This window comes from Citromicrobium bathyomarinum, from assembly GCF_038594485.1.
GTDB classification, from domain to species: domain Bacteria; phylum Pseudomonadota; class Alphaproteobacteria; order Sphingomonadales; family Sphingomonadaceae; genus Alteriqipengyuania; species Alteriqipengyuania bathyomarina_A.
On sequence record NZ_JBCFZG010000001.1, the window covers coordinates 129850 to 145831 of the forward strand.

17 protein-coding genes and 1 tRNA gene are annotated in these 15982 nt (G+C 63.4%); 9 read left to right on the forward strand and 9 right to left on the reverse strand.

Annotated features, from left to right (window positions below; genetic code table 11):
- The first annotated feature begins 89 nt into the window (after nt 1–89).
- Nucleotides 90–278 carry a (2Fe-2S)-binding protein gene (locus AAG591_RS00610; protein ID WP_342528969.1) on the forward strand — a complete coding sequence of 63 codons (189 nt, stop codon included), beginning with the start codon at nt 90–92 and terminating at the stop codon, nt 276–278.
- A 154-nt stretch (nt 279–432) separates the two neighbouring features.
- Nucleotides 433–936: a bacterioferritin gene (bfr, locus tag AAG591_RS00615; RefSeq protein ID WP_342528970.1), complete on the forward strand. Its 504-nt coding sequence runs from the start codon at nt 433–435 to the stop codon at nt 934–936.
- A 1-nt stretch (nt 937) separates the two neighbouring features.
- Here the strand turns inward: bfr and AAG591_RS00620 are convergent, their stop codons facing one another.
- Entirely contained in the window at nt 938–1423 is a 486-nt protein-coding gene (locus tag AAG591_RS00620; RefSeq protein WP_342528971.1) for a DUF2721 domain-containing protein, read from the reverse strand.
- A complete protein-coding gene (der, locus tag AAG591_RS00625; protein ID WP_342528972.1) occupies nt 1423–2817 on the reverse strand; it encodes a ribosome biogenesis GTPase Der in 1395 nt (464 codons plus the stop codon). The genes AAG591_RS00620 and der overlap by 1 nt, the downstream gene beginning before the upstream one ends.
- Nucleotides 2818–2958: 141 nt before the next feature.
- Here der and AAG591_RS00630 point away from each other — a divergent pair, with 141 nt between their 5' ends.
- Nucleotides 2959–3765, forward strand: coding sequence for a CHAP domain-containing protein (locus AAG591_RS00630; protein WP_342528973.1), 807 nt, complete (start codon nt 2959–2961; stop codon nt 3763–3765).
- A gap of 33 nt (nt 3766–3798) precedes the next feature.
- Here AAG591_RS00630 and AAG591_RS00635 read toward each other — a convergent pair whose 3' ends face one another.
- Nucleotides 3799–4131, reverse strand: coding sequence for a DUF3297 family protein (locus AAG591_RS00635; RefSeq protein ID WP_342528974.1), 333 nt, complete (start codon nt 4129–4131; stop codon nt 3799–3801).
- A 60-nt stretch (nt 4132–4191) separates the two neighbouring features.
- On the reverse strand, nt 4192–4419 hold the full coding sequence (locus AAG591_RS00640) for a hypothetical protein (protein WP_342528975.1): 228 nt from the start codon (nt 4417–4419) through the stop codon (nt 4192–4194).
- 190 nt (nt 4420–4609) lie between these two features.
- Between AAG591_RS00640 and AAG591_RS00645 the strand changes: the two genes are divergently transcribed.
- From AAG591_RS00645 to AAG591_RS00655, 3 genes are all read left to right on the forward strand, one after another.
- Nucleotides 4610–4694: transfer RNA gene (locus AAG591_RS00645), tRNA-Leu, on the forward strand.
- Nucleotides 4695–4753: 59 nt separating this feature from the next.
- A complete protein-coding gene (gene tig / locus AAG591_RS00650) occupies nt 4754–6412 on the forward strand; it encodes a trigger factor (RefSeq protein WP_342528976.1) in 1659 nt (552 codons plus the stop codon).
- Nucleotides 6413–6586: 174 nt separating this feature from the next.
- A complete protein-coding gene (locus AAG591_RS00655) occupies nt 6587–7219 on the forward strand; it encodes a CPBP family intramembrane glutamic endopeptidase (RefSeq protein ID WP_342528977.1) in 633 nt (210 codons plus the stop codon).
- Here AAG591_RS00655 and AAG591_RS00660 read toward each other — a convergent pair whose 3' ends face one another.
- From AAG591_RS00660 to AAG591_RS00675, 4 genes are all read right to left on the reverse strand, one after another.
- Nucleotides 7220–8779: an amidase gene (locus AAG591_RS00660; RefSeq protein ID WP_342528978.1), complete on the reverse strand. Its 1560-nt coding sequence runs from the start codon at nt 8777–8779 to the stop codon at nt 7220–7222.
- 72 nt (nt 8780–8851) lie between these two features.
- Entirely contained in the window at nt 8852–10204 is a 1353-nt protein-coding gene (locus AAG591_RS00665) for a TonB-dependent receptor domain-containing protein (RefSeq protein ID WP_342528979.1), read from the reverse strand.
- Nucleotides 10205–10249: 45 nt separating this feature from the next.
- Nucleotides 10250–10978 (reverse strand): TonB-dependent receptor plug domain-containing protein, encoded by a 729-nt coding sequence (locus AAG591_RS00670; RefSeq protein ID WP_342528980.1) that lies wholly within the window; start codon nt 10976–10978, stop codon nt 10250–10252.
- Between the two features lie 226 nt (nt 10979–11204).
- On the reverse strand, nt 11205–11828 hold the full coding sequence (locus AAG591_RS00675) for an ATP-dependent Clp protease proteolytic subunit (RefSeq protein ID WP_342528981.1): 624 nt from the start codon (nt 11826–11828) through the stop codon (nt 11205–11207).
- A 148-nt stretch (nt 11829–11976) separates the two neighbouring features.
- Between AAG591_RS00675 and AAG591_RS00680 the strand changes: the two genes are divergently transcribed.
- The 3 genes from AAG591_RS00680 (at nt 11977) to AAG591_RS00690 (ending at nt 15180) form a co-directional block, all read left to right on the forward strand.
- Nucleotides 11977–12663, forward strand: a complete 687-nt coding sequence (locus AAG591_RS00680) for an ATP-dependent Clp protease proteolytic subunit (protein ID WP_342528982.1) — start codon at nt 11977–11979, stop codon at nt 12661–12663.
- Between the two features lie 199 nt (nt 12664–12862).
- Nucleotides 12863–14134, forward strand: coding sequence for an ATP-dependent Clp protease ATP-binding subunit ClpX (gene clpX, locus AAG591_RS00685; RefSeq protein WP_342528983.1), 1272 nt, complete (start codon nt 12863–12865; stop codon nt 14132–14134).
- 182 nt (nt 14135–14316) lie between these two features.
- The gene (locus tag AAG591_RS00690) at nt 14317–15180 is read left to right on the forward strand and encodes a glycosyltransferase family 8 protein (RefSeq protein WP_342528984.1); all 864 of its coding nucleotides are present in this window, start codon (nt 14317–14319) and stop codon (nt 15178–15180) included.
- A 151-nt stretch (nt 15181–15331) separates the two neighbouring features.
- Here the strand turns inward: AAG591_RS00690 and AAG591_RS00695 are convergent, their stop codons facing one another.
- Complete coding sequence (locus AAG591_RS00695; protein ID WP_425341618.1) at nt 15332–15922, reverse strand: fasciclin domain-containing protein; 591 nt, start codon at nt 15920–15922, stop codon at nt 15332–15334.
- Nucleotides 15923–15982: the final 60 nt, after the last annotated feature.

The window sequence follows — 15982 nt, forward strand, 5'->3', positions numbered from 1 at the left end:
CGAGAAAATCGGCCGGGCGGCACTTGCATGTGAGAACAAGTCGCATTAACAATACTGCTGCGAATTACTCGCAGGAGTTAGTGCCCGCAATGTACGTCTGTATCTGCAATGCCATCCGCGAAACCGAGTTGCGTCGCGCGGCGCGGCACTGTGCGGGCGATGCAGAAGCGTGCTACGCAATGCTCGGCAAGAATCCGCAGTGCGGATCTTGCCTGTGCGATGCGGATGCGATCGTGTTCGAAGAGCAGGAAATGGGCTGCACCAGAGCAGCCGCCTAGACTGCTGGGCAGAACCATTCGCAACATCTACGCGCCAATGCGAGGCGCTCTCAAAATCCCGGAATTCCGCCGTTTTTTTTGGCTGAAGCCCTTGCGTCCCCGACCGATGGGCGCCTAAGTCACGTTTGATCGGCAGCGACAGGAGCACAGTGCCATGAAGGGCGACCCCAAGGTCATCGACTATCTCAACAAGGCGCTCACCAACGAGCTGACTGCGATCAATCAGTACTGGCTGCACTACCGCGTGCTGGCCGACTGGGGCGTTACCCGGCTGGCCGATTACGAGCGGCACGAATCGATCGACGAGATGAAGCACGCCGACTGGCTGGCCGAACGAATCCTATTCCTCAACGGGCTCCCCAACTTCCAGGCGATCCATAAGCTCAAGGTGGGGGAGACGGTCGAGGAAATCCTCAAGGCCGATCTCGCGATCGAGATGGAGGCGATCCCGCTGCTCAAGGAAGCGGCGGAGTATTGCCAGGAAGTCCGCGATTTTACCTCGGGCCAGCTATTCGAAAACATCCTCGCCAGCGAGGAAGAGCACGTCGATTTCCTCGAAACCCAGTTCGACATGATCGAACGGATGGGCCTGCAGAACTACGTGCAGCTGCAAAGCCGCCCGGCGGGTGAGGGCGAGACGGAGGCGGGCGCGGCCTAGGTCAGCCCTCGAGTTTGCGGCTGGTGGAGCCTCTGCTCGCCGGTCCCTTCGCGGCGATGGCGGTTTCCCTGAAGAACAGGCTAAGGCCGGTGATCAGCAGCGCCATCGTCGCGACCCAGAGCACGGCGATCACCGTGCCGATCTTCAGGCTGATATAGGCCGAAATGAAGAGCGCCGCGATCAGCACGCTGATCAGCCCCGCGGCGGCGGTGGAGAACATCACTGCGCGCTGCGCGATCGCGCGGCGGCGGGCGAGCCAGGCCAGTTCATCCTCGTAGGAATTCTGCGGCTTTTCCTCGGCCTGCAATTCCAGCCGCTCGATGCGGTTGGCGACCCAGGTCAGGCGCGACATCATCACGTTCATGATCGAACCGATGCCGACCAGCAGGAAGGCCGGGGCCAGGCTGAACTGCAGCATCTGCATCACGCCCGGCGTGCTGGATGTCATCTCGATGATGTCGAGCGCAGCCTGCGGGGCGTGTACCATCAGCAACCCTCCGCGTAGGGGTTTTTCGAGGCCTTGAGTACGACACGCACGGGCACCGCGCCGAAGCCCAGCTCGCGCCGGATGCCGTTGACCAGATAGCGCTCGTAGGATGTCGGAAGCATGTCCAGCCGCGATCCGAACACCACGAAGCGCGGCGGGCGCGTGCCGGCCTGTGTGATATAGCGCAGCTTGATCCGCTTGCCGCCGGGCGCGGGAGGCGGGTTGGCCTCCAGCGCGTCGTCGAACCAGCGGTTGAGCGCCGAGGTGGAGACCCGTTTGCTCCAGGTCTCGCGCAATTCGAAAGCGGCGGCGATCATCTGGTCGAGACCCTTGCCGGTCTTTGCGCTGACCGCGATCACCGGCAGGCCGCGCACCTGCGCAAGTCCTTCGTCGAGCGCGAACTTGATGCCATTGAACAGCTTGCTCGGTTCCGCCGCGACGTCCCACTTGTTGATCGCAATCATCAGCGCGCGCCCTTCCTCGATCGCGAGGCTGGCGATTTTGAGGTCCTGATGCTCGAGGCCTTTGGTCGCATCGAGCAGCAGCACCACGACTTCGGCGAAATCCACCGCGCGGCGGGCATCGGCGACGGAGAGCTTTTCCAGCTTTTCGACGACATTGCGCTTCTTGCGCATCCCTGCGGTGTCGATCAGCCGAATCTCGCGCGTTTCCCCGCTCTGCGGATCGGGCCATTGCCAGTCGATGGCGATGGAATCGCGGGTGATCCCGGCTTCGGGGCCGGTCAGCAGGCGGTCTTCGCCCAGCAAGCGGTTGATGAGGGTCGATTTGCCCGCGTTGGGACGACCGACGATGGCGAGCTTGAGCGGCCCGGTAGGCACGCCGTTTTCGTCTTCCTCGTCCTCGTCCAGCGCGACCAGGGCCTCTGCCGCTTCGGATTTCTCACCAATGATCGGCCAAAGCGCTTCGAACAGGTCGGCGGTGCCTTCGCCATGCTCGGCCGAAATGCCCAGCGGCTCGCCCAGGCCCAGCGAAAAAGCCTCGAGAATTCCCGAATCGCCGCTGCGGCCTTCGGCTTTGTTCGCGACCACGATCACCGGGACATCGGCAGTGCGCAGCCAATTGCCGATTTCGTTATCGAGTGGGGTCAGCCCGGCACGCGCATCGATCACGAACAAGACCGCGTCCGCATCGGATATGCTCACTTCGGTTTGTGCGCGCATGCGACCGGGCAGGGTGCTCGGGTCCTCGTCTTCCCAGCCCGCCGTATCGACGATGGTGAATTTCATACCCGCCAACTCGACGTCGCCGAAGCGGCGGTCGCGCGTGACCCCTGGCTGATCGTCGACCAGCGCGAGCTTCTTGCCCACCAGCCTGTTGAACAGTGTGGATTTGCCCACGTTGGGGCGGCCGATGATGATGACGCGTGGGAGCATAAGTCCTGCGCAAGTGGCGCTTCGGCATCCGCTTGGCAAGCTCCGCGCGTATCTGGCCCCGTACCGGGCACACAGGGGTAAATGCGCCGTTAACCAGAGTTGCAAGGGCGATCGAAAGAGGAAGCGGCAAATACTTGCCGCATGAACAGCTCCCCCCATACGTCCGCCTTCGCTATCGCGGTTGCTGCGGCAAGTCTTTCATTTCCTGTGGGTTTGTCCGCCCAGGCGCAGACGTATTCGCCGCAGGAAGCGGCAACGTCCGGCAAGGAGCTGCCGCCTTACCTACAATGTGTGCCGTATGCACGCGAGTTGACGGGCATCGACATTTACGGCGATGCGCTGACCTGGTGGGAACAGGCTGCCGGTCGTTACGAGCGGGGCCGGAAGCCTCGCGTCGGCGCGGTCATGGCGTTCGTTCCCAACGACAAGATGCGCCTCGGCCACGTTGCGGCAGTGTCGCGGGTAATCGATTCGCGCACCGTCCTGCTCGACCATGCCAACTGGTCGCCGATCAACGGAACACGAGGCCAGATCGAGCGGGGGGTGAAGGCGGTCGACGTTTCGCCGGCCAACGACTGGAGCGAAGTGCGCGTATGGTATGACCCGCTACAAGCGCTCGGCACGACCCGATGGCCGGTGCAAGGATTCATCTATCCAGACGGCAAGGCGAAACCGCGACCGCAGCAGCGCCTGGCGCAGGCTGCCCCTGTGCCTGTCCGCCCGCAGCCGACGCGTTCGCAGCCATCGCGAAGCTTCCTTGCCGCGTTCGAGGCAACACCGACCCCGCGGCAGGCAGGCGCTTTGCTTGCGACGCCGCCCAGAACGACGCGCCAGCAAGTCAGCTATGCGTCGGCACCGCCTCTGTCACCGCCTCCGCGCAGCACCGGCACGAGCGCACGAAGGGGCTCCGGCGATGTCGCGGCACGCGCGGTCGCCCTTTACGACTGAGGTGTAAGACGGAAAGGGGAAGGGCTGTAGGCCTCAGCTGTCGAGCTTGGCGACCGGGGCGTCCTCGCCCAGATCTTCGAACCACGCCTCGACCGGGCCTTTCAACTTGAGCGTCAGTGGCTGGCCCTTGCGGTCCATTGTCCGCCCGGCCTGTACGCGCACCCAACCTTCGGGGATCGAGTATTCCTCGATATCGGTGCGCTGGCGACCCTTGAATCGAATACCCACGCCGCGCTGGAGCACGTCCTGATCGAAGTGCGGGCTGCGCGGATTGACCGAAAGCTGCATTGGTGGAAGTTCGGCGGCTGCGCTGCCGGCCGCTTCGGGCGTGTCTTCGGGCGGGTTTGCGGGGGTTTCGTCGCTCATGACGCTGGCCGATAGCCACCCGGGTCCTGCCTGACAATACGGCTCAAGCGGCGGAACTGGTCAATCGGGTGCCAGGCTCGACCTATAAAGGGAAAAGCGACGGGATTTCGCAGAGCGCACGCCTGCATCGCACAACTCGCGATCGATCTCGCTCGTCCACGAACTGCGCTCGAGCAGCGGATTGCCGCCCGGGCCGTCCTTCTCCAGCTCTTTCGAAGACAGCCGCCCGTTGGCCGGATTGACCGGCGGAGCGAGCAGTTTGCCGAGCATGGTAGCTCTCTTTTTCATGGTCGACCCATCCAAGTTTGACATCTGCGTTACAGTTGATCCCTAAATTGTAACGAAACCGTCATAATACGGTTCCGGGCTATGTGTCCAGCCGGGGGTTGGCGGAGTGCTTGCCCTTTCGTGCGAGAGGCTCTAGACGCGCCGGTCTGTCGTGGATGGCATCCGCCATGCGCGCGACCTCGTTCGGATTGCGGGCGTGGCGGAACTGGTAGACGCGCTTGGTTTAGGTCCAAGTATCGCAAGATGTGGGGGTTCGAGTCCCTTCGCCCGCACCAGGCTCTCGCTACACATCGCAGTCTCTCACCACTGTCGGAAAGCACGTAAAGACCACAGCATGCAGATCACCGAGACCACCAACGAAGGCCTCAAGCGCGCCTATCGCATCACGATCCCCGCGAGCGAGATCGACGACAAGATCAAGGCCGAGGTGAAGCGCATTGCGCCGCAGGTCCGCATGCCGGGGTTCCGCCCGGGCAAGGTGCCGGCCAACCTCGTGCGCAAGATGCACGGCGAACAGCTGCACGCGCAGGTGATCAACGATACGGTCCAGTCCTCGGTCGACGAATTGATCAAGGACAAGGAACTGCGCCCGGCGATGCAGCCCGCCATCTCGCTCGGCGACGAGTACGAAGAAGGCAAGGATGCTGAAATCGACGTCACGCTCGAAGTGCTGCCGAAGATCGACGCGCCCGACATCGACGGGATCACGCTCGAACGCCTGACCGTCCCCGTGGCCGATAGCGAGATCGACGAAACGCTGCAGCGGATCGCCGACCAGAACAAGACCTACAAGGATGCGCCCAAGACCAAGAAGGCGGCTGAAGGCGATCAGGTCATCATCGATTTCGTGGGCTCGATCGACGGCACCGAGTTCGCTGGCGGCAAGGCGGAAGACGCGCCGCTGGTGATCGGTTCGGGTACCTTCATCCCCGGCTTCGAAGATCAGCTGAAGGGCGTGAAGGCGGGCGACGAGAAGACCGTGAAGGTCACGTTCCCCAACGACTACCAGGCCGAAGATCTGAAGGGTCAGGACGCCGAGTTCGCTGTCACCGTGAAGGCGGTCAAGACGCCTGCCGATTCGAAGATCGACGATGATTTCGCCAAGACGCTGGGGCTGGAAAGTGCCGACAAGCTTCGCGAACTGGTCAAGGCGCAGATGGAGCAGGAAACTGCCGGTCTGACCCGCACCCAGATGAAGCGCCAGCTGCTCGACACGCTGGCCGCGGGCCATGACTTCCCCGTGCCCGAGCGGATGGTCGACGCCGAGTTCGAACAGATCTGGGCGCAACTGACTCAGGAAGCCTCGCGTGAGGACGATCCCGAAGCCGCGATGAAGGAAATCGAAGCGGAGCGCGACGATTATCGCAGCATCGCCGAACGGCGCGTGCGTCTGGGCCTGCTGCTGTCCGAGATCGGGCAGGCGAACAACGTCCAGATCACGAATCAGGAAATGTCGATGCTGATGCAGCAGGCTGCGCAGCAATACCGGGCCGAAGACCGCGAGCGGTTCATGCAGTTCATCCAGAACGATCCCATGGCCGCCGCCCAGCTTCGTGCCCCGCTGTATGAAGACAAGGTGGTCGACTTCCTGTTCGACAAGGCCGAGATCACCGACCGCGAAGTGACCCGCGAAGAGCTGGAAGCCGCGATCGAGGCAGAGGAAAGCACCGAAGCGGAAGCGGCCAAGGCGAAGAAGGCCCCTGCCAAGAAGGCTCCGGCAAAGAAGGCTGCCGCTAAGAAGGACGACGCCAAGGCGGACGACAAGCCTGCCGCGAAGAAGCCCGCAGCGAAGAAGGCGCCCGCCAAGAAGGCAGCGGAGAAGGCTGACACGAAGGCCGACGCCAAGCCTGCGGCCAAGAAGGCACCGGCGAAGAAGCCCGCCGCAAAGAAGGCTGCGAGCGAAACCGCCAAGGAACCGGCTGCGAAGAAGGCTCCGGCGAAAAAGCCTGCGGCGAAGAAGCCTGCTGCCAAGAAGGCTCCCGCCAAGAAGTAAGGCAACCCGCGCGTGGATGACGGCGAGCACGGGTTCGCCACCAGCGGGAAACGTGGGCAGGCAGGCGCCAGTGTGCGCCTGCTGCTTGCGTTTGCGCTAATTGCCCTTCCTTATCAGGCTTCCGTGGGCCTTCAGGAGCGGTTCGCGCCCGAGAGTCCCGTAGGTCCAGCTCTGATGCTGGTTGCGCTGCTTGCGTGCCTGCCCGCCGCATGGCTCATTCGCGGCCGCCCTTATCCAGCCTACGGTCTCGCGATGCGGCGCGGATGGTGGCAGTTGTTACTCGCAGGCCTTTGCGTCGCGCTCCTTGCCAAACTGGGCAGCGTCGCGGGGGGAGTGTGGCTCGGCCGCGCCACGACGACCGCTCCGACAGCGTTTCCCGGCGTGGCCGGCTTGGCGGCACTGATGGCGATCACTTTTATTCCCTCTATCGTCGAGGACATCATGACGCGGGGCATTCCGCTCGCCTCGCGGCTGCATCAGTCGCGGCTCGTTCGCTTCGCGGCCATCAGCGCATTGATTTACACTGCCAATCACCTCTGGCGGTTCGACTGGGGCGTAACCGAGCAGGTGCGCCTGATGTGCATGGGTCTTGCCTACGCCGCGGCGTGCTGGCGCTGGCGCAGCCTGTGGGCGGCGGTAGGTCTCCATTGGGGCTGGAACCTCGCCAATGCTCTCGCAGGGGCTGTCTGGCCCGTGGAATGGGTCGACGAGACCGCCATGCGCCTTGCTGCGGCGCTGGTGCATCTCGCCATCTTTGCAGCGATCGCGCTGTTGCCGGGCCGCAATCGCGAGGCTGTTTCGGACTGACTATTCCGCCGGGTGGCCGGACTGTTCCATCCACCGCTTGAAGTCGGGCGTGGGGATCGCCGCAGTGCGTGCCCGTTCGTATGCTGCGCCAGCTTTCAGCACGTCCCAGTCCTGCCACTTCGCGCCGATGATGGAGAGGCCGATCGGCAAATCCTCGACTCCGCCCATCGGCACGGTCAGATGCGGATAGCCCGCAATGGCCGCCGGGCTGCCGAAGCCGATGCTGCCGTTGTAATTGTCGCCGTTGACGAGGTCGGTTGTCCACGCCGGGCCCATCGTCGGCGCGACGAGGAATTGCACGCCGTTCTTTGCAAGCAGCATGTCGATCCCGCGTTCGCCCGCCAGATGCACCGCGTTCTCCCGCGCGGCTTCGTAGGCGGCGCGATCGGTGGTCTGTTCGGCCAGCTCGAAGATGCCCTGACCGAACCAGCGCAGTTCCGAATAGGAGTGCCGTTCGTTGAAGGCGATCAGATCGGCCAGGCTGCGCGGGGTCATCTGCTCGCGCCCCGTTACCGGCGGGATCGATCGCAGGTATTTGCCCATTTCCTCGCGCAGTTCGAACAGCAGCACGGTGAAGCTGTCGCGATCCATCTCCTCGTTCGGTTCGAACTCGATTTCGACCAGCTCTGCGCCCGCCGCTTTAAGATCGGCGAGGGCGGCATCGAAGAGTTCGGCCACATCGTCGCGGTCGCCCACCTGCTTGCGCATCACCCCGATCCGCACGCCAACGAGCGAGGCATTTTCCAGCCCCTCGGTAAAGTCGCGGGTGTGGGTGTCGGCCTCGGCGGTGGCATCGTCAGCCGGATCGCTGCCCGCAATTGCGGTGAGCAGCATTGCCGCATCCTTGACGGTGCGCGTCATCGGCCCCGCGGTGTCCTGCGTGCTGGAAATCGGCACGACATGCGTGCGACTGACCAGACCGACAGTGGGCTTGAACCCGACGATGCCGTTGATCGATGCGGGGCAGGTGATCGATCCGTTGGTCTCGGTACCGATCGCCGCCCACGCGAACCCGGCGGCAACCGCCGCGCCGCTGCCCGAGGACGAACCGCAGGTGTTGCGGTCGATCGCGTGCGGATTGCGGGTGAGCCCACCCACCGCGCTCCACCCGCTGGTCGATCTGAAATCGCGGATATTGGCCCATTCGGAAAGGTTGGTCTTGCCCAGCACCACGCCGCCCGCGTCGCGCAGGTTGGCGATCAGCGGCGCATCGCGGCGGGTCATGTTGCCTGCCAGAGCGAGGCTGCCCGCAGTGGTCGGCATCTCGCGGGTTTCGATATTGTCCTTCACCAGGACCGTGCGGCCCATCAGCGGCAGGCCCGCCTGCTGCGCTGCGAGCGCCTCTGCCGGGGCATCGGGATTGATCGCGATCACCGCGTTCAGCGTCGGCCCGGCGTCGTCGAGCTTCGCAATCCGCTGGAGCTGCCAACTGGCCGTTGCTCCGGCGTCTGCGGCGGTATCGACGATCGTCTCGTCGTCCTCCATCGACGTCTGGGCAAAGGCGGGCGAGGCGGCGGCAAGGCCGAGCGCAAGGACGGCGATCGAGGAGAATGTTGTCATGGGGCGCGAACCTGCGTCAGGTCCGCGCCCCCGTCAATTGCCCGAAAGCCCGTCGTGGGTTCCGGCCGGGCGTCAGAACTTGCCGCTGACCGACAGACGGATGATTTGCGAGACTTCAGCCTCCATCTCCTCGCGGAACAGCAGCGGCGATCGATCGCGCAGGTCGGTGTAGACGTAGCGCTCGCCAAACGCGTGTCCGCCGCCGGTCGGGTTCAGCACGTTGAGGTTCACGGTCAGGCCCAGCACGTCCTTGTTCTCGACGAAGAAGAACTGATAGACCGGGCCTTCCCAGTTACGCCCGGTCTCGTAGAGCCGCACGTAACGCTCGTTGGCGTTGATATCGATGCCCGTGCCGATCGCCCAGTTGCTGTTCGGAATATCCCAGCGCAGCGTGGTTTCGTTGCTGTACCAGGTGTGGCCGCTGAACGGGCGATCCTCGCCCGTCAGCGGGTCTTTCAGCGACGTTGCCTCGTAGGCGTTGCTAGTGGTCAGCTTGGCACCCTTCCACCCCAGCGGATCGAAATTGATCGTCGCGTTGAGGCTCAGGCCCAGCAGGCGTGCCGTGCCGTCGATATTGCCGGGCGATTCCCCGCCGGGGACCGGCACGATATCGATGTAATCCTCGATCAGGCGGGCATAGGCCCCCACCGTTGCCGAACCCCATGGGCCGAGGTTCTTCTTGACCTCCAGATCGGCTTCCCACGCCTGTTGCGGCACCAGCTTGATGTTGCCCGCGTTGTTGTTGTTATCGTCGAGGTCGACGGTGGCGAGGAACTGCCCGAAGGACAGCTGGCCGACGGTACGCGCCAGCTTGAGCGAGACGTCGAGCCCAGGCTTGACCGACCAGGCGAGGTTGGCCGAACCCTTTGGGCGCCAGAATTCCCGCGTCACACCGCCCGTGCCCGTCTGCGAGAGGCGGGAGAATTCCGCGCCGCCTCCGAATTGCAGCGTCAGTCCCTCGGCCAGCGTGCGATTGTGCGTCAGGATCATCTCGTAACGATCCTCGGTCACGCCGCCCGATCCGCCGGGGAAGGGGACCCGATCGAACACCCGTTCCTCAGGCGGAATGTCGGAGTTTCCACTGGCCGGGGGCACCAGCACCCCCACTTCGGCATCCCGGTCCAGCCGGTTGAAGGCCGCTTCCGCGTCCAGTTCCCAGTTGCCGCCGAGCATGTCCCACCGGTATTCGGCGCGGCCGATGCGTTCGCCGTACTTGCTGTCGGTGTAAAACAGGCTCCCCTCGTCGGGGCGACCGTCTTCATAGATCGCGACCGAGGTGGCAGGCCCGTCGCTCTGCTCGAAGCGTTCGATCCCGATAAGCTTCAGCCTGCCGGGGCCGAATGCGAAGTCGACATCGGCGTTGATGTTGTAATCGTATCCCTCGTCGCGATTGAGGAAGTCCCTGAAGTAGGGGACGTCGCCCACCGGGGTGCGCCATTCGTAATTGTAGTTCTTGCTGTAGTTCTGGCCCTAATCCGCATTGATCGTGGCGACCATGCTGCCCGGGCCATTCCACTTCAGGCCACCGCGCACGCGCGGGTATTCGCCGACATTCTTGATGAGGATCCGCCGCGTTTCGAGCAGGTTGTCGTCGGCATCGTAGATTCGCACGCCCGGTCTACCGCCTGCGCCGCCGCGATTGCTGCCGAGCTGGAATGCGCCGTTCCATTCGATATTGCCGCTCGCCCCGCTCAGCGAAACCTCGCCGCTGCCCCAGCTGGGGGCGGCGTATTCGGGGCGAACTCGCAGGTTATAGCGGAAATTTCCGCTGATGGCGCCGGTCTCGATGATGACGTTGGCGACCTGGCCGGAAAGGCCGGGAATACCGAAAGATGCACCGTCGACGATCTCGATACGCTGCACGCGCGCTGCCGAGGTGCGCGACAACCGGTCGACCGCGCTGTCGGACTTGCTGGCGATCCGCTCCCCGTTGATCAGCACATTCTCGGATGCCTGACCAAGGCCACGCCCCTGATTCTGCTGGCTGATCTGGAACCCGGGCACCTGCTCCAGCATGTCGAGCGCGGTGTTCGGCTTGAAGCGTGCAAAATCCTCCGGCGTATAGACATGCTCGTCGCTGCCGTCGGGCTCGATGACCACCGTCCCGCCCGGCGGTGGGGCATCGCCGCTCGCGTCCTGCGCGTAGGCAATGTGAGATGTGGATGCCGCCAGCAGAGCTGCGAGGCTGGCGCGCGCCAAAATGCGACCGGATGTACGAATGATCTGTCTCCCTCAACGCCCCCGTTGACGACAGGAGTGGGGGAGGGAGCTTTTCGTTTACAGTCGTAGTCGACAAAACGACATATCGATCCGACTAGCGACAAGTCGCGTTGTAGGCTGCAACCTAACCATGGATCAGCGTTGCGATCGGCCCGCCCAACGGACGCTCAGGCGCGCTGTACGAACGGCGCGCCCCTTAGCTCGCTCAGCCGAAGGTGACGTCCTTGGCGCTGTCGATCACCGTGCCGAGGATGCCGTATTCCTTGGCTTCCTGGGTGTTCATCCAGAAATCGCGGTCAATGTCCTTCAGCACCTTTTCGAAGGGCTGGCCGGTCGCATCGGCGATCTTGTGCGCGATGCGTTCGCGCATCTTCACGATTTCCTTTGCCTGGATCGCGATGTCGCTGGCCATGCCGCGCGCGCCGCCGGAGGGCTGGTGGATCAGGAAGCGCGTGTTGGGCAGGCAGAAGCGGCGCTCCGCCGGAACGCTCAGGAAGATGTGCGTCGCGATGCTGGCAACCCAGCCAGTGCCGATCATGGCGACGGGCGACGCGATGAAGCTGATGAGATCGTGGATCGTATCGCCCGATTCGACGTGGCCGCCGGGCGAGTTGACGATCACGCGGATCGGTTCGTGGCTGACATGGTCGAGGTAGAGCAGCTGCATCGAAATGCGCTCTGCCATCTTCTGGTCGACACCGCCGAAGATCAGCACGGTGCGCGCGTCGAGAAACTTGTTCATCATCGCCGCGCCGGCATTGGAGATGTCCTTGTCCTTCTCCTCTTCGTCGTCTGCGCGGAAAGGAAGGGGGTTGCTGGGCATCGGCATAATCGGGCTCCTTCGGCGCATCGCCTTTACAATTTGGGCATCGCGCATGTTGTTGCGGCACAACTGGCGCGCGCGGGCTTTCCATTCAAGCCTTGATGATGAAAGGGTGAGCACAGATATAGGCGCCGACGAGAGATAAGGACCCTCCATGCAATTCGACGAATCCGGCTACTTCCGCGATCCTGCAACCGGTGCCCTGGTGCCCGTGGTGGTCGAACAGACCAGCCGTGGCGAACGCAGCTTCGATATTTTCAGCCGCCTGCTGCGCGAACGCATCGTTTTTCTGACCGGGCCCGTGGAAGACGGCATGGCCAGCCTGGCGGTGGCGCAGCTGCTGTTCCTTGAAAGTGAAAACCCTTCCAAGCCGATCAGCATGTACATCAACTCGCCCGGCGGGGTGGTGACGGCCGGCATGGCGATCCACGATACGATGCAGTACATCCAGCCGCGCATTTCCACGGTCTGCGTGGGCCAGGCGGCGTCGATGGGCAGCTTCCTGCTGGCGGCGGGCGAGCCGGGCATGCGGATCGCGCTGCCCAACGCGCGCATCATGATCCACCAGCCTTCGGGCGGCGCGCAGGGCATGGCCTCGGACATCGAGATCCAGGCGCGTGAAATCCTGCGGATTCGCAAGAACATGAACGATCTTTATGCCAAATACACCGGCCAGCCGCTGGAGAAGATCGAGGAAGCGATGGATCGCGACACATTCCTCGACGCGCAGGAAGCGATGAAGTTCGGGATCGTCGACAAGGTGTTCGAATCCCGCCCCCAAAGCGACGGATCGGGCGATTCGACCGGCGAGGCCGAAGGTTCGGGCGGCGCGCCGTCCTGACCAGCACATTCATTCGCGTGGCGTGTTCGCCACAGGTAACTGATATTCCGGGCGCAAATCCGCCTGCGGAACAATGCGGAGGCGATTTTCAGGCCTTCGCAAGCATCTTCATGCATGATCGCCACTGGTTGCATTGGCGTGCACGAAAGTTACATTCGATAGGTTCCCCGCCGCTGCGGGGATTCGAGGACTACAGGATATGAGCAAATTGAGCGGAACGGATAGCAAGAGCACGCTGTATTGCAGCTTCTGCGGCAAGTCGCAGCACGAAGTGCGCAAGCTGATCGCCGGGCCGACCGTCTTCATCTGCGACGAGTGTGTCGAGCTGTGCAACGACATCATTCGCGAAGAAACCAAGGCGGGCCTGACGGGGCGCAAGGAAGGCGAAGTGCCTTCGCCGTCCGAGATCTGCGCCACGCTCAACGATTACGTCATCGGGCAGGACCGCGCGAAGCGCGTGCTCTCGGTCGCGGTGCACAACCACTACAAGCGGCTGAAGCATGCGGGCAAGCAGGGCGACGTCGAACTGGCGAAGTCCAACATCCTGCTGGTCGGGCCGACCGGTTCGGGCAAGACGCTGCTCGCGCAGACGCTCGCGCGCACGTTCGACGTGCCGTTCACCATGGCCGATGCGACCACGCTGACCGAAGCGGGCTACGTGGGTGAGGATGTGGAGAACATCATCCTCAAGCTGCTCCAGTCGTCCGACTACAATGTCGAGAAGGCGCAGCACGGGATCGTCTATATCGACGAGATCGACAAGATTACGCGCAAGGCGGAAAACCCCTCGATCACCCGCGACGTGTCGGGCGAAGGCGTGCAGCAGGCGCTGCTCAAGCTGATGGAAGGCACCACGGCCAGCGTGCCCCCGCAGGGCGGGCGCAAGCATCCGCAGCAGGAATTCCTGCAGGTGGATACGACCAACATCCTGTTCATCTGCGGCGGCGCCTTTGCCGGCCTCGACAAGATCATTGCCGACCGCCTGCAGAAGCGCAGCATCGGTTTCGGCGCGCACGTCGCCGATCCGGACAAGCGCCGCATCGGTGAACTGCTCGAAAAGAGCGAGCCGGAAGATCTGCTGAAGTTCGGCCTGATCCCCGAATTCGTCGGCCGCCTGCCGGTGATCGCGACGCTCAACGACCTCGATGTCGATGCGCTGGTCACGATCCTGCAGGAACCGAAGAACGCGCTGATCAAGCAATACGCCAAACTGTTCGACCTGGAAGGCGTGGAGCTGACCTTCACCGACGATGCGCTCAAGGCGATCGCCGAGCGCGCGATCGAGCGCAAGACGGGTGCCCGCGGCCTGCGGTCGATCGTGGAGGGCCTGCTGCTCGACACGATGTACGACCTGCCCGACCTTGAAGGCTGTAACGAAGTCGTGATCGACAAGGACGTAGTCGAAGGCCGCAAGGAACCGATCCGGGTGTTCGACGGCGAGGGCAAGCGCACCGCGTCGGACGCCGCCTGATCTGAGCAGGATTGCAAGAGAGGAGCGGCGCGGCGGCCCAGCCCCGCGCCGCTTTTCGTATCCGGGAGGCTGGTGCGGACTGAGAGCTTTTTCTATTCGCGCGGCTGCATTACCGTCGGCACGATGAATGGCCGCCATCCTCCTTGCACGCGGGTCCTCCCGCGCGCGGTACAGAGGTCCGCATGAAACGGCTCTGTCTCGCGACGGTGACGACCGACAATTATCTGGTCGGCACGCTCGTCACGCTCCACTCGTTCTTCGCGACCAACCCATGGTTCGATGGCGAAGTGGTGCTGATAACCAAGGGCCTGAACGCATCGAGCAAGGCGCATATCGAAGCCGTCGTCCCGCAGGCCCGCTATCATGCACCGTCGCACGACCTTAATGCGCGTCTCGACATGCTCTATGCCAGCGATCCTAAGATGGTCCGCAAGCGGCCCCGCTTCCATGCGATCGAGGCGTTCCGGCTGGAGGGTTACGAGCGGGTTCTGTTCATCGACAGCGACCTGCTCTTTCGCGGGTCGATCGAAGGGCTCCTGTCGCACGAGGGACAGCTCGTCGCGTGCGGGGATGGAGCCTTTTACAAGGGCAAGCGGCGCAGCTGGATGCCGGCAACGAAAACCATTTCGACATTCAATTCAGGCGTGATCTCGATTGCTGGATCGCTGATCGAGGAAGGCCATTACCGGGGGCTGCTGGACCTGATCGAATACGACGACCCGGATGTGCCGATCATGCATCTGACCGACCAGCTGGTCCTGAACATCCACTTTGCTGGGAAAGCGAGCATGGCAGTGCCCCAGTACAATTACCTGTTCGTGCACGAGCACGCGATCCGCGAGGCGACCGGATTGTCCCCCGCAGACGCGCGCGTGCTGCACTTCAACGGACGTCACAAGCCGTGGGACGGCAATCAGGTGCTGCTGAACGGTGTGCGGCAGCCTGCGTTCACGAGGGCCTGCATCCAATGGTACGAGGCGCTCGAGGCCTGCCTTGCAGACCTCCACTTGCAAAAGGTCGGGGCACTCCGCGATCCCGCGGACTGAAGCCAAGCCAGGCCAGCCGTCACCCTTCCAGTCGCAGACCGCAGGGCACAATAAACCCCGCCCGGCGAGGGGACTCACCGAGCGGGGCCCTGGCGCGGCACCGGGCTGGGTTACCGGGGTGGAGACGCCGGTGCCGCTAGGGGAACTGCGATCAGCCCGGCATCGAAACCGTATCGGTTACGTGGATGACGCCATTCGACTGGAAGACATCGGCCTGCGTTACCGTGGCCATGCCGCCCTTTTCATCGACGAGTACGACGTTGCCGCCCATCATCTTGGCAGTCAGCGTACCGCCTTCCACTGTGGTCAGCTTGGCCATCCCGCCGCCCTGCTTGATCTTCATCATCAGGTCTTCGGCGGAAACGCGGCCGGGGACCACGTGATAGGTGAGGATCTTGGTCAGCGTCGCCTTGTTCTCAGGCTTCAGCAGCGTGTCGACCGTGCCTGCGGGCAGCTTGGCAAAGGCGGCATTGGTCGGCGCGAAGACGGTGAAGGGGCCCGGGCCTGACAGCGTATCGACCAGACCGGCGGCCTTCACGGCGGCGACCAGCGTGGTGTGATCTTTCGAATTGACTGCATTCTCGATGATATTGCGCGTCGGGTACATCGCCGCGCCGCCGACCATCACGGTGCTGTCGGCGCTGGCCATCGCGCCATCATCCATGCCGTACGTGGCGCAGCCTCCCAGCAGGGCAGCGCTTGCAGCCAGTATGAGCGCGGCTTGTGTCTTCTTGGCGAACATCGTCGATCTCCTCTTTCAACAGGTCTCTGTCCCGTCGGTGAGGAGTTACGGAGCGCGCCG